This window comes from Pseudomonas sp. BIOMIG1BAC (assembly GCF_001705995.2).
GTDB lineage: Bacteria > Pseudomonadota > Gammaproteobacteria > Pseudomonadales > Pseudomonadaceae > Aquipseudomonas > Aquipseudomonas sessilinigenes.
The window spans coordinates 6,237,104-6,249,610 of sequence record NZ_CP049045.1 but is presented as its reverse complement, the minus strand read 5'-3'; the positions used below and the strand labels follow the sequence as shown (position 1 = coordinate 6,249,610).

Below are 12,507 nucleotides of genomic sequence, written 5' to 3'. Positions count from 1 at the left end.
ACTGAAAAGCCCCGCCGGCGCAAGCCGGCGGGGCTTTTTCGTTTCCGTTGCCCTGCGGCAAATCCAGGGCAAATGGCTGCCATTGTGTTGCCCTGGCCGTCGTCGGGCCGTGAGCCTTGGGTGAAAAAAACGTCAAGTCATGGCGACACTGGAAACAGCCACCCGAGCCGCCCGACAAGGGTGGCGGTGAGCCGGACTTGGCCTTAAGCTGCGCGAGCCAAGACGGCCATAACTGTATACGGAGAGAGTGCCGATGCGAATCCTACTGGTTGAAGACAACCGCGATATTCTCGCCAACCTGGCTGACTACCTGGGGCTCAAGGGCTATACCGTCGACTGTGCCCAGGATGGCCTGTCGGGTTTGCACCTGGCCGCCACCGAGCACTATGACCTGATCGTGCTCGACATCATGTTGCCGGGGATCGATGGCTATACCCTGTGCAAGCGCCTGCGCGAAGACGCCCGGCGTGACACGCCAGTGATCATGCTCACCGCTCGCGACCAGCTCGATGATCGCCTCCAGGGCTTCAAGTCCGGGGCCGACGACTACCTGCTCAAGCCGTTCGCGTTGTCGGAGCTGGCCGCCCGGATCGAGGCCGTGATGCGTCGTAGCCAGGGCGGTGGCCGGCGTGCCTTGCAGGTTGGCGATTTGAACTACGACCTCGACACCCTCGAGGTCACCCGTGAAGGGCGCCTGCTCAAACTCAACCCGGTCGGCTTGAAGCTGCTGGCGGTGCTGATGCAGAAGAGCCCGCATGTGCTGCGTCGGGAGATCCTCGAGGAGGCCCTGTGGGGCGATGACTGCCCCGATAGCGACAGCCTGCGCAGCCATGTCCATCAACTGCGCCAAGTGATCGACAAACCATTCGCCAAGCCACTGCTGCACACCGTGCATGGTGTCGGCTACCGCCTGGCCGAGGGGCGCGATGGAGTTTAAGCAGAGCCTTGCCCAGCGCATCATCATCGCGTTTGCGCTGATGAGCGCGCTGGTGGCAGGAGCCTTTGCCATGGGCATCGTGGCGACGGTGCACCTGGTGGAAGAGAAGCTCATCTCCGCCGGCCTCGGTGGTGACCTGCAGCGCCTGTTGCTGATGGATAACGTCGCCGACTGGAACCATCGTCCCGAGCCGGACCAATTGTTCTACTACAGCGGCGGTCGCGGCGACTTCGAGCTCCCCAAGGACCTGCGTCACCTGGACCCGGGGTTCCACGAGGTGTTTCGCGAGCAACTGTCCTATCACGCCATGGTCGAGGTCGTGGATGGGCGGCGCTATGTGCTGCTGCAGGACCAGAGCGATTTCGAGGAGCGCGAGCGCATATTGTTCGCGGTGGTATTGGTGGGGTTTGTCCTCAGCCTGGCGCTGGCGGTGTTCCTGGGCTGGGTCCTGGCGCGTCGGGTAATGGCGCCGGTGGTGCGTCTTTCACGCCAGGTACGGCATCGTGATCAGTTGCTGGGGCTGGCACCGCCATTGGCACCGGACTATGCCGCGGACGAAGTGGGGGAGCTGGCCATCGCCTTCGACGCCACCTTGGGCCGCTTGCGCCAGGCGCTGAATCGCGAGCGCCTGTTCACCAGCGACGTCAGCCACGAATTGCGTACACCGTTGATGGTGTTGGCCACCTCTTGTGAGCTATTGCTGGAGAACCCTGCCCTGGATCAGCGCGAGCGAGCCCAGGTCGAACGTATTGCCCGGGCCAGTGAAGAAATGCGCGAGCTGGTACAGACCTTCCTGATGCTGGCGCGAGCCCAGCGCGAAGATGCCAGCATGTCGCCGCGGCTGACGCTGGAGCAGGCCGCCAGGGACCTGATCGGGATCTGGAGCGAGGCCATCAGGACCAAGGGCATCGAGCTGATTTTCGATCCTGGCCAGCCTGGCGATACTCGCTACAACGCTACCTTCCTGCATGCGGTGATGGGCAACCTTCTGCGCAATGCCCTGCACTACACCGAGCAGGGCTTCATTCGCCTGAGCCTCGTGCCCGACGGCTTCGTGGTGGAAGACAGCGGAGTGGGGATTCCCGAGGAAAAGCGCGAGGCGATGTTCGAGCCTTTTGTGCGTGGCGATGAGAAGCGTGGTGAAGGATTGGGCTTGGGACTTTCCCTGGTCCAGCGCATCTGTGAGAACCAGGGGTGGAGCGTCAGCCTCAGCACCATGACGCCCAATGGCTGTCGTTTTCACGTCCAGTTGCAATCGGCCAAGGCCTGATTGTCCATGTCTGGCCCTGTTATTCAGGGCCTGTCACTTGTCGATTTTTGTGCAGAAGTGGCCCCAGGCTACTGTTAGTGCGTTGTAAAACCCGGCAATATTTCTCCATTGAACGGCATGAAGTTTTCACAAAGGGACGACCTGTCGCTGACATGCAGCTGCCTAAGGTAGCGCCATCAGTGCAGGAGACCTTGATGATGGCTATACCGATCAAGCTGGATTTTTCCGAAAAATACGATGCTCAACACGCCCAGGAGTATCTGCTCAAGCACCAGGATGGCCTGGCGCGCCAACTGTCCCACAAGCGTGACGAGCAGTTGGCCCGTACCGCCCTGTCCTTGGTGGGAGATCCAGGCCTGGTTTTGGACTTGCCCTGTGGTGCCGGTCGTTTCTGGCCGTTGCTGGCCGAAAAGGCCAACCGGGTCATTGTCGGAGCCGACAATTCGGCGGCCATGTTGAACACCGCTACGGTGGCGCAACCGGCTGAAGTCGTAAGACGTGTACGAACCTTGCAAACGTCCGCGTTTGATATCGAATTACCGGACAACGCGGTGGATTGCATTTTTTCCATGCGCTTGCTGCACCACATCGGTGAAGCCGAACACCGGATGGCGTTGCTGCGCGAGTTTCAGCGGGTAACCCGTGACAGCGTGATCATCTCGCTGTGGGTCGATGGTAATTTCAAGGCCTGGAAGCGCAAGCGGATGGAGCGCAAGCGGCTATCCGAAGTTGGGCAGACGGGTTATCAGAATCGTTTTGTGTTACCGGCGGCCACGGTCGAAGAAGAATTCAGGCAGGCCGGTTTTCGTGTCCAGGAGCACCTGGACTTCTTTCCGCTCTACGCCATGTGGCGGATTTACGTATTACGCAAGAGGTAAAAAGATGACTGCTGAATGTGCTTCGGAAATGGATGCCGTGCCCACAGACCGCTTTGAGTACTTCTGGAACGAGCAAGGTGAGTGGGTCGAGGAGCCAAACAAGCGTCGTGGCGGTGAAAGTGGTGTTCAGCGCATAGTCAGCAGTAAGGGACGCCTGCTCTATGCCAAGCGTCAGGTGGGGCATATCTATCGCAGTTGGTTGCACCCTTTTGGTCGACCGACGGTGCTGCGTGAGCGAGATGCTTTGCATGGCTTGCGTCTGTTGGACGTAACCGTTCCGGAGTTGGTGTTCTGTGGGGCGCGGCGTGACTCGCAGGCACAGTGGCAGGCTCTGCTGGTGACTGCTGCGCTCGACGGTTTCGTGGAAATAGACAATTGGTATGCCGCTGGTGAGCGCGAGCGACACGGCGAGGTGCTCCATGAGCGCGTGCTCCAGGCAGTGGCCGCGACCCTGGTGCGTATGCACAAGGGCCGCTGGCAGCACGGCTGCCTGTATTCCAAGCATATTTTTGTGCGGGTCGATGGTGAGGGTGAGCAGGCTCAGATACGGATTGCCCTGCTGGATTTCGAGAAGTGTCGCCAGCGCTTGAGCGCTGGTCGGGCTGCGGCCCATGACCTTAAACAGCTACGCCGCCATTCGTCGTGGAATGACACGGACTGGGAAAAGCTCTACTACTTTTACAAAACGGCGTTTGGCAGCTCTATCAAAGGTTTATAGCGATGAAGCTAGAAATTGCACGAGGTATGTTCCTGGCAGGAGCCTTGGCAGTTGCTTCCCTGGCGCTGGTGGTCTGGGAGCAGCCTCGCACTCAGGTGCTGAGCACGGCCCAGGGTGGTGCTCATTGTCCGGTGCCGCGGGTGGCGAAGGTCGCTACGGCAGCCAAGCCCGACCATGACCTGCTGTTGTTCATGTTCGGCATGAGCCAGGGCTTGAAGCCCCAGAGTTGAAGATTCTCCTGCCAGACAAAGGCCTCGCATCGCGAGGCCTTTTTATTTCAGGTCTTCAAGCCAGGTGCAGATGGTTGTCCCAGAGCCCAGCGGGCAGGTCCAGGGGCTTGGCCGTTATCTGTGCCTGGCGGCAGTCGTAGAAGCGGCAGCGGCCCTGGCCTGAGGTCACGACGAAGCCATCGGCAACGGCACCGACCCCTGCGCAGTCAGGCAACGGGGCATCGACCCGCAGGGTCCCGGTGTCCAGGTCCCAGATGAAGAAGCGGTTGCCTCGGGGGGCAGTCAAGGCCACCAGCCGCAGTTCGCTGTGTACGGCGACGCTGGCGGTGTAGTGCCCCATGGCCTGCAACTGCTGTTCGGCCACCGGGAACGCGGCAAAGGGCTGGCCAGGACGCTTGATTGCCAGCAGTTCGGAGGGTTCGTGGGCGGCACCCATGAACTGTTGTCCGGTGACGATGGTGCCGTCGCTGGCGATGCCCATGTGACGCACGCTGTTCATCTGCTGGGCCAGGGTTTCCTTGCTCAGCAGGGTGCCGTCACGTTGCATCAGCACCAGGCTCGGTTCCATGGCGTCGAGATTCATCTCTACCCGGCTTTCGGCTTCGGTGCGGATGCCGCCGTTGGCGACCACCAGGGTTTCCCCGTCGGGCATCCACGACACCTGGTGCGGGCCAATGCCATGGGTGGAGAGTTCGCCGCTGTGTACCAGGCGTTCGCCTTCGAAGCGGTAGACGCCCAGCAGGCCCCGGCCCGGATCACGAGTGTCGTTCTCGGTGGCATACAGCCATTCGCCATCCTTGTGGATCACCGCATGCCCGTAGAAATGCCGGTCGGGCTGCGAGGCCACGACTTGCAGCAACTTGCCGTCGCGCAGATCGATCAGGTAGCTCTCGGTACCCGGGCGCCTGGCCACGAACAGCGCGATAGGCAGTCGTGGGTGGTTGATGATGTCATGGCAACGTTGGCCGACCTGGGTGGCAAACACCTGTTTACCGTCCAGTTGATAACCGACGGCGTAATGCTTGCCGTCGCCGTCATCCCTGGCCGAAAGCAGCAAGGGTTGCTTGCCCTTTTGCTTGAACAGCGTCCAGCCGCCCAAGGTCACCGCACTGAGCAGCAGGCTGCCCAGTGCCAAAGCCTGACGTCGCAGCATCATCAGTCACCGTCGTTGGCGTTGAAGCCCAGTTGGATGCCCAGCGCCTTTGCCAGCTCGCCTTCGTGCAGGCGATGGACCACGTTGAGGCTGTCATACAGGTCGTTGAGCTGTTGGCGTCCAGCGTCGTCGCCGAGCATCTCGGTCAACGAGCGCTGGGTGCTGGCGAAGAGTTTCAAGGACGCGGCATAGGCAGCGTCGATCTTGTCGGCCAGGGGTTTCTGTTCGGCCGGCAGGAGACCACGCAGGCCCTTGTTGTCGACCCCGGACCAGACGGTCTGGGCGGCGCTGAGGCTGGCTTCCAGGCCTTGCAGCGACGATTGGCTGCGCCAGGCGTCGGCCTGGAACGGCTGTGGGATGCCCTTGGTCTGGCGACCCATCGGGGTGCCGAGCTTTTTCTTCAGGGTATCCAGGGCCGTGACTTGTACGCGCAGCAGGTCGGCGATGGCCTCATGGGAGTCGGCATAGCGCTGGTTGGGGAATTTGCTCATCTGCGCCAGCATGCCGTCGTTGGTATTCCAGCTCGAGAGGATTTCCTCGGCCAGGAGTTTCTGGCGCTCGCCAATGGCGGTCAGCAATGGGCAGTAGCGGGCTTTCTGCGCGCTGTCCGCCATGTCGATCTTGCTGTCGAAGAGAATGTATTCGTAGGCCGACAGTCCCTGGACCACGACACTGGACTTGCTCAGGGCCGCAGCATCGATCTGGGGTGTGGTGCTGACCAGTTGCTCCACCTGGCGACCTACCAGGTTCTTCTTGTCCGGCCAGAACTGTACCTGCCATGAGCGGTTGCCCTCGGCCAGAGGGCCGATCAACAGCGGTTGCAGCTCGGCCCAGGCCTTTTGTGCATGAAGGAAGTCGGCACGGGCGGTCTCCAGGGTTTCCTTGCCTTCACAGAAGGCCAGGGCGCTGATGGCCAGTTGGCGATCGGCCTCGACCCAGCGGCTATAGGTCGGCAGGATCACCTGCTTGGCGATGGCTGCGGAGGTCACGGCTTGTGGGTCCTGGGGCGAGCAGGCGCCCAGGGCAAGTGCGGCAAGGCTGGTGAAGAGCAGTTTGGGGCGGAACATGTTCGGGCTCCCTTTATTGTGGAGAAAGCATATGAGTCGAGCGTTATAAGGAATTCAGGAATGCCAGCAACGCAGCGCGCTGCTCGGCATTGAAAGCAAGGACCTGCTGTTTCGCGCCTTCGGCTTCGCCGCCATGCCAGAGCACGGCTTCCATCAGGTTGCGGGCGCGGCCGTCATGCAGGAACTGGGTATGACCGCTGACGGTCTCGGTCAGGCCGATTCCCCACAGCGGCGCGGTACGCCAGTCGCGGCCACTGGCCTTGAACTCGGTGCGCTGGTCCGCCAGGCCCTCGCCCATGTCGTGCAGCAGCAGGTCGCTGTAGGGGCGGATCACCTGGTTGGCCAGCTCAGGTTCCGCAGCGTCGGCCTTGGTCGTGAAGCTTGGGGTATGGCAGGACTGGCAACCGGCCTGGAAGAACAGGTTCTTGCCGGCCAGGACCTGGGGTGAGTCGATATCGCGGCGTACGGGTACCGCCAGGTTACGGGTATAGAACAGCACCAGGCGCAGGATGTTGTCGCTGACTTCCGGCTCGCCGTCCGGGCCATTGCCGTTGGGCGCCCGCTTGCAGTCGGTTTGTGCGTCGGTGCAGTCATCGAAGGGTCTCAGGCTGGTCGTCAGGCCCATATCACCAGAAAACGCGTGAACGTTTTGTTGATTGAGGCTCGGTTGCCCGGCTTTCCAGCCAAATCGCCCGAGCACGGTCTTTTGCAGGGCATCGTCCCAGACCCAGTTGGGGCGACCGGCAATGGCGTTTTTGCTCACCGGCCTGGCATTGGCCAGGATTGCCTCTTCGGGAATGGCTTCGAGCAGCCCCAGGCCAATCATGGGGGGCGCGACCCGGGCCGAGAAGCGGGTGTCCGGGTGCATCGGTCCGTAGCCCAGGTCGGTGATCTGCAGGTTGGGTTTGCGCAGCTCCACCAGGGTGCCGTCCTGGAAGCGTACCGGCACGGGCTCGTAGCCCACGCGCACCCGGCCTTCCGGGGCGACTCCGGGGATGGCCATGTCCTGCAACTGGCCGCCATAGACCGGCTCCGGAACGATGCCGGCCTGTTCGATGAGCCTGGCATAGGCGGGCTCATCGGGGATCGACAGGCGTACCAGCATCGACACCGCATTGAGTGCATCCGGTGTTGGCGGGTGGCCTCGACCGTCCTTGATGTGGCAGTTCTGGCAGGCATTGGTATTGAACAGCGGGCCAAGGCCGTCACGAGCCGTGGTGGTGGAAGGGGCGATGACCCAGGGGTTGCGGAAGAAACTGTTGCCGACGCTGAAGTCCAGGCGCCGGGTCGGCGGCAGGTTGGCCGACGGCATGGAGAAGGCATTGCGATCGCCCTGGTTGACCGTCGTCGCGCCACCGGCGCGGGCTTCTCCAGGTTCGGCCCCGGTGAAGCGCGGTGCGTCATCGCAGGCACTCAGGCACAAGGCCATGAGTAGAGCGGACCAGCGAAGCAGCAACGAGGGCATCGGATATCCTGCAAGACGAGCAAAACAAGGGCGCAAAGTCTAACAGGGCAGCTTGGATTGAATAAGAGGAATTATCGTTTGGTTTGACCCAGGACAAGCTTGCTGGAGCACCGCGCAGGTTGCACCAGTGGCTGCGACGGGAACGAAAAAGGCGACCCGCGGGTCGCCTTTTTACCGGGTGCAATGCTGATCAGAATTCGTGATCGGCGTTGTCCGGGTTCAGGTCGGTGATGCCCAGCTTGCCAGCTGCCTGCTCGATCGAACCGGTCTGCTTGACCAGCGCGGCGATGGCATCGCGCACGATCTGGTTGCCCGACTCGTTGCCGGCGGCGATCAGCTGGTCGTAGTGCTCGCCCTTGTTGGCGTGGTCCACCATGACCTGGATCTTGGCTTCGGTAGCGGCCAGGTCGGCCTTGAGCGCTTCATCGGCGGCTGGGTCAGCCTTGGCCACCAGGGACGACAGGCTGGCGCCGGTCATCTTGCTGCCGTCGACACGGGTGTACTCGCCCAGGTAGACGTTACGGATGCCCTTGGCGTCGTAGAAGTGCGAGTTGTGGGTGTTGTCGCTGAAGCAGTCCTGCTCGTCTTCCGGGGAGTTGGCTTCCAGGGATACCTTCATCCGCTCGCCGGCCAGTTCGCCGAGGGACAGACTACCCATGCCGAAGAGCATCTTGCGCAGGCCGGTCTCGGCAGGTTCCGCTTCCAGGGTTGCACGGTAGTTGTCGGCCACGTCCGGTTTCCAGTTGCCGACCATTTCCTCCAGGTCGTTGACCAGCAATTGGGTCACGGCCTTGAGGTAGGCACGGCGGCGATCGTTATGACCGCCAGTGGCGCCGGCACCTTCCAGGTAGTCGGAGGCCGGACGGGCACCGGCGCCTGGGCCGGTACCGTTGAGGTCCTGGCCCCAGAGCAGGAACTCGATGGCGTGGTAGCCGGTGGCGACGTTGGCTTCGGCCCCGCCCAGCTCATTGAGGCTGGCGAGTTTTTCCGGGGTGATGTCCTTCACGTCGATCTTGTCTTCGCCGATGCGGATCTCGGTGTTGGCAATGATGTTGGCGGTGGCCCCGGGGTTGCCCAGTGCGTGTTCGTAGCTCTTGTCGACGTAGTCGATCAGGCCTTCGTCCAGGGGCCAGGCGTTAACCTGGCCTTCCCAGTCGTCGATGATGGTGTTGCCGAAGCGGAACACTTCGCTTTGCAGATAGGGTACGCGCGCCGCGACCCAGGCCGCCTTGGCCGCTGCCAGGGTCTGGTCGTCAGGCTTGGCCAGGAAGGCATCGATAGCGCCCTGCAGGGTTTTCGCAGTGGATTCGGAGTCGCTGTAGACGGCGAAGACCATGTCGGCGTAATGCGCGACCACGGCCTTGGCGGCCGCTTCGTCGAGCTTGCCGGCGGCGTCGCTGGCCGGGGTAGCGGTGCTGGTCGCCGGGGTCGGCGCTTGAGCGGTAGCCTTGTCGTCTTTGCCTTCGCCGCAACCGGCGAGGGAAATAGCGATGGCCAACAGACTGGCGGTAGCCAGAGGCATACGAATCATGGCGAACATCCTGCTTCGAGAGGGAGTGGACGGCGCGGGGTGCGCAAAAACTGCGACATAATGCGAAAGATTTGCATTATGTGTAAAGGGTGGTGCCTGTAATTATTTCTTTCCCGGCAAGGCCTTGCGCAAGGCGCAAAGCCCCGCGCCACAGTGCTTTCAGAGGATCGCTGCGTTGCTGCGCTGGGCCTGCTTGAGGTAGGCCCCGAGCTCCCGTGCCGAGAGTGGTTTGCTGTAGTGATAGCCCTGACCTTCGTGGCAGCCCTCGCTGATGATGTAGGCCTCCTGCTCGGCTGTCTCCACGCCTTCGGCGATCACCTGCATGCCCAGGCTCTTACCCAGCTGGATGATCGCGCGCACGATGGTCGCATCGTCATCGTCCTCCAGCAGGTCCTGGACGAAGCTCTTGTCGATCTTGATCTTGTCCAGGGGCAGGCTCTTGAGGTAGCTGAGGGACGAATAGCCGGTGCCGAAGTCGTCGATGGCGATCAGCGCTCCGGAGCGACGCAGGCTCAGCAGATGCTGGGCGGCGGTGCTGATGTCTTCCATCAGGCCGGTTTCGGTCACCTCCAGCTCCAGGCTACGTGGCGGCAGGCGATAGATCTGTAGCAGGTTGTTGACCACCCGTGGCAGTTCGGCGTGGTGCAACTGCACGGTGGACAGGTTGACCGCCATGCGCAGGTCACTGAAGCCCATGTCGTGCCATTCCCGCAGTTGGCGGCAGGCCTGGTCCAGTACCCATTCGCCGATAGCGATGATGGTGCCGTTCTGCTCGGCCAGCGGGATGAACAGGTCCGGTGGCACCAGGCCGTGGTCCGGATGCTGCCAGCGCAGCAGTGCCTCGACCCCCACCACTCGATGGTCGCGATAGCTGATCTGCGGCTGGTACACCAGGAAGAACTGTTCCCGGGCCAGGGCTTCGCGCAGGTCTTTCTCCAGCTCCCGGCGGCGCCGCATCTCGCTGTCGACGCTGGCGATGTAGAACTGATAGCGATTGCGCGAGCGGCTCTTGGCCAGGGTCATGGTCTGCTCGGCTTTTTGCAGGAGCTTCTCGGTGCTGTCGCCATCTTCCGGGAACAGGGTGATGCCGATGGTGGCACGCAGGCGAATCTCCTGTTGGTCCAGGGCGAACGCCGCCTCCAGGTCGTCGAGGATGCTCTGCGCCAGCTCGGCGGCTTCGTAGGGCTGTTCGATGTCGGCCTGGACCAGGGCGAACTGGTCGCCACCCAGGCGGGCCAGGGCTCCGAGGCGGCCGCTATGGCCACGCAGGCGATCGGCCAGGGCCAGCAACAACTGGTCGCCGGTCTGGTAGCTGAATTGCTCGTTCACGCCCTTGAAGTCATCCAGGCCGACGCACAGTACCGCGACCCGACGTTGCAGGCGCCCGGCATCCACCAGGATCTTGTCCAGTTGCTGCTGCAGTTGCTGGCGGTTGGGCAGGCCGGTAAGGAAGTCGTACTGGGCCATGCGCAGCAGGCTGTTCTCCGCTTCATGGCGCAGGTGGGTATTGCGCTCGATGGAGGCCAGCAACTGGTTGGCGGTGTTGATCCAGATCCCCAGCTCATTGCGTTCGTGGCCCTTGAGCAGGGGCAGTTGGTGTTCGCTGGGGCGATCGGGGTTGATGGTGGTCAGGTGCTCGATGATCCGCGACAGCGGCTTGGTCAGCAGCCAGTGATAGACCAGGTACAGCACCAGGCCCATGGCCAGGGCGCGCAGGACCCCGGAGACGAAAATGATCACCGAGCTGACGATGAAGTCCTGGCCATAGGTGGCGGTGTCCAGGGTGATGCTCAGGTCGCCGTAATACTCGCTATAGGGGCCGCGTCCCACCAGTTGCGTGGTGAAGGTCCGCTCCTGGCCGAGGATCAGGTCGGTCAGCCAGCGGCTGGAGGACATCTGCAGGTCGCGGGATTTTTCCGCGAGCATGGTTTCGTTGGGGTGGCCGATAGAGGCCATGCGCACGGCATCGTCCTGGAACAGGCCTTCGATCACTTGCATCCCCATCTCCCGATCCAGGCTGTAGACCGCCTGGGTCGATGGGTCGCGAAACATGTCGAGTATGCGCTGGGCGTCGTTGGCTACCGCCTGCCGAGTCTTATAGGCATCGAAGACGATCTGGGCACAGCTCAGGACCACGCCTACTATGAGTGCCGACAGCAGCACAACGCGGAGCAACTTCACCGACAAGCTGTTTTTGAGTTCCAGCTTCAAAGGGCTATTCCTTGTTCCGTGCGCGTAGCGTCAAGTTGCCATGAGTATTGGCAATCCCGTGGTGGCCGTCAAAGTGACATCTAATGCCGAGGACAGGACGTCTGCGGGCGAGGCCCGGGTGATCAGATTCAGGATTGCTCTAGCTGTGGATAGTGTGTCGGTAGCGACGCCTTGCAACTTGAGGGGATGGCGTAGTTTTTTACCTGCGGTGAATCTTAGCGTCTGTATCCGACGCGACAAGATCCCAGGTTTATCGCAGGCAAAAAAAACCCGGCCAGGCCGGGTTTTTTGTACCGCGCGTAGCCTTAGGCGACGAAATTCTTGCCTTCGAACTGCTCGGCCACGAATTTCCAGTTCACCAGGTTCCAGAACGCTTCGACGTACTTAGGACGCACGTTGCGGTAGTCGATGTAGTAGGCGTGTTCCCAGACGTCGCAGGTCAGCAGTGGAGTGTCGCCGCTGGTCAGGGGGTTGCCGGCACCGATGGTGCTGGCCAGGGCCAGGGAACCGTCGGCCTTCTTCACCAGCCAGCCCCAGCCGGAACCGAAGGTGCCAACCGAAGTCTTGGTGAATTCTTCTTTGAACTTGTCGAACGAGCCGAACGCTGCGTTGATGGCATCAGCCAGAGCGCCGGTAGGCTGGCCGCCAGCGTTTGGCGCCAGGCAGTTCCAGTAGAAAGTGTGGTTCCAGACCTGGGCTGCGTTGTTGAAGATGCCGCCCGAAGAAGTCTTGACGATCTCTTCCAGGGTCTTGCCTTCGAACTCGGTGCCTGGCACCAGGTTGTTCAGGTTCACGACATAGGTGTTGTGGTGTTTGTCGTGGTGATATTCCAGGGTTTCCTTGGAAATGTGCGGCTGCAGGGCATCGTGTGCGTAGGGCAGCGGCGGCAATTCGAAAGCCATGGTGATTCTCCTAATCAGGTCTGTTGCGGTGAGCGCAAGGCCGATCACGGGCGGCCGGACAAGCGCCGGGGAGTTTGTACTCCTTGCGGCGCAAGCTTCCGATCATAGCACCGGGGGTGCTGCTTAACCACGCAACAACTGTGTG

11 protein-coding genes are annotated in these 12,507 nt (G+C 61.8%); 5 read left to right on the top strand and 6 right to left on the bottom strand.

Annotated elements, in window-relative coordinates; all coding sequences use genetic code 11:
* The first annotated feature begins 253 nt into the window (after nt 1-253).
* The 5 genes from colR to ATY02_RS28920 all read left to right on the top strand — a co-directional run bounded on the left by colR (nt 254) and on the right by ATY02_RS28920 (nt 4,033).
* Complete coding sequence (gene colR / locus ATY02_RS28940; RefSeq protein ID WP_068585067.1) at nt 254-937, top strand: two-component system response regulator ColR; 684 nt, start codon at nt 254-256, stop codon at nt 935-937.
* Nucleotides 927-2,207, top strand: coding sequence for a sensor histidine kinase (locus tag ATY02_RS28935; protein WP_068585070.1), 1,281 nt, complete (start codon nt 927-929; stop codon nt 2,205-2,207). Before colR ends, ATY02_RS28935 begins: the two co-directional genes overlap by 11 nt.
* A 197-nt stretch (nt 2,208-2,404) precedes the next feature.
* Entirely contained in the window at nt 2,405-3,085 is a 681-nt protein-coding gene (locus ATY02_RS28930) for a class I SAM-dependent methyltransferase (RefSeq protein ID WP_068585388.1), read from the top strand.
* A gap of 4 nt (nt 3,086-3,089) precedes the next feature.
* Nucleotides 3,090-3,803, top strand: coding sequence for a lipopolysaccharide kinase InaA family protein (locus ATY02_RS28925; RefSeq protein WP_068585074.1), 714 nt, complete (start codon nt 3,090-3,092; stop codon nt 3,801-3,803).
* Between the two features lie 2 nt (nt 3,804-3,805).
* Nucleotides 3,806-4,033, top strand: a complete 228-nt coding sequence (locus ATY02_RS28920; RefSeq protein ID WP_068585076.1) for a hypothetical protein — start codon at nt 3,806-3,808, stop codon at nt 4,031-4,033.
* A 55-nt stretch (nt 4,034-4,088) separates the two neighbouring features.
* Here ATY02_RS28920 and ATY02_RS28915 read toward each other — a convergent pair whose 3' ends face one another.
* From ATY02_RS28915 to ATY02_RS28890, 6 genes are all read right to left on the bottom strand, one after another.
* The gene (locus ATY02_RS28915; RefSeq protein ID WP_068585392.1) at nt 4,089-5,186 is read right to left on the bottom strand and encodes a DUF1513 domain-containing protein; all 1,098 of its coding nucleotides are present in this window, start codon (nt 5,184-5,186) and stop codon (nt 4,089-4,091) included.
* A 2-nt stretch (nt 5,187-5,188) separates the two neighbouring features.
* The gene (locus ATY02_RS28910; protein WP_068585079.1) at nt 5,189-6,253 is read right to left on the bottom strand and encodes an imelysin family protein; all 1,065 of its coding nucleotides are present in this window, start codon (nt 6,251-6,253) and stop codon (nt 5,189-5,191) included.
* A gap of 43 nt (nt 6,254-6,296) precedes the next feature.
* Entirely contained in the window at nt 6,297-7,718 is a 1,422-nt protein-coding gene (locus tag ATY02_RS28905; protein WP_068585082.1) for a di-heme oxidoredictase family protein, read from the bottom strand.
* A 190-nt stretch (nt 7,719-7,908) separates the two neighbouring features.
* Nucleotides 7,909-9,249: an imelysin family protein gene (locus ATY02_RS28900; RefSeq protein ID WP_068585085.1), complete on the bottom strand. Its 1,341-nt coding sequence runs from the start codon at nt 9,247-9,249 to the stop codon at nt 7,909-7,911.
* 159 nt (nt 9,250-9,408) lie between these two features.
* Nucleotides 9,409-11,460, bottom strand: coding sequence for a putative bifunctional diguanylate cyclase/phosphodiesterase (locus ATY02_RS28895; RefSeq protein WP_068585088.1), 2,052 nt, complete (start codon nt 11,458-11,460; stop codon nt 9,409-9,411).
* A 305-nt stretch (nt 11,461-11,765) separates the two neighbouring features.
* Nucleotides 11,766-12,362, bottom strand: coding sequence for a superoxide dismutase (locus ATY02_RS28890; protein WP_016966196.1), 597 nt, complete (start codon nt 12,360-12,362; stop codon nt 11,766-11,768).
* Nucleotides 12,363-12,507: the final 145 nt, after the last annotated feature.

Bases quoted from the DNA above. Each gene is read 5' to 3' on its own strand.
- colR (WP_068585067.1), top strand. From the start codon at position 254: ATGCGAATCCTACTGGTTGAAGACAACCGCGATATTCTCGCCAACCTG.
- ATY02_RS28935 (WP_068585070.1), top strand. From the start codon at position 927: ATGGAGTTTAAGCAGAGCCTTGCCCAGCGCATCATCATCGCGTTTGCG.
- ATY02_RS28930 (WP_068585388.1), top strand. From the start codon at position 2,405: ATGGCTATACCGATCAAGCTGGATTTTTCCGAAAAATACGATGCTCAA.
- ATY02_RS28925 (WP_068585074.1), top strand. From the start codon at position 3,090: ATGACTGCTGAATGTGCTTCGGAAATGGATGCCGTGCCCACAGACCGC.
- ATY02_RS28920 (WP_068585076.1), top strand. From the start codon at position 3,806: ATGAAGCTAGAAATTGCACGAGGTATGTTCCTGGCAGGAGCCTTGGCA.
- ATY02_RS28915 (WP_068585392.1), bottom strand. From the start codon at position 5,186: ATGCTGCGACGTCAGGCTTTGGCACTGGGCAGCCTGCTGCTCAGTGCG.
- ATY02_RS28910 (WP_068585079.1), bottom strand. From the start codon at position 6,253: ATGTTCCGCCCCAAACTGCTCTTCACCAGCCTTGCCGCACTTGCCCTG.
- ATY02_RS28905 (WP_068585082.1), bottom strand. From the start codon at position 7,718: ATGCCCTCGTTGCTGCTTCGCTGGTCCGCTCTACTCATGGCCTTGTGC.
- ATY02_RS28900 (WP_068585085.1), bottom strand. From the start codon at position 9,249: ATGATTCGTATGCCTCTGGCTACCGCCAGTCTGTTGGCCATCGCTATT.
- ATY02_RS28890 (WP_016966196.1), bottom strand. From the start codon at position 12,362: ATGGCTTTCGAATTGCCGCCGCTGCCCTACGCACACGATGCCCTGCAG.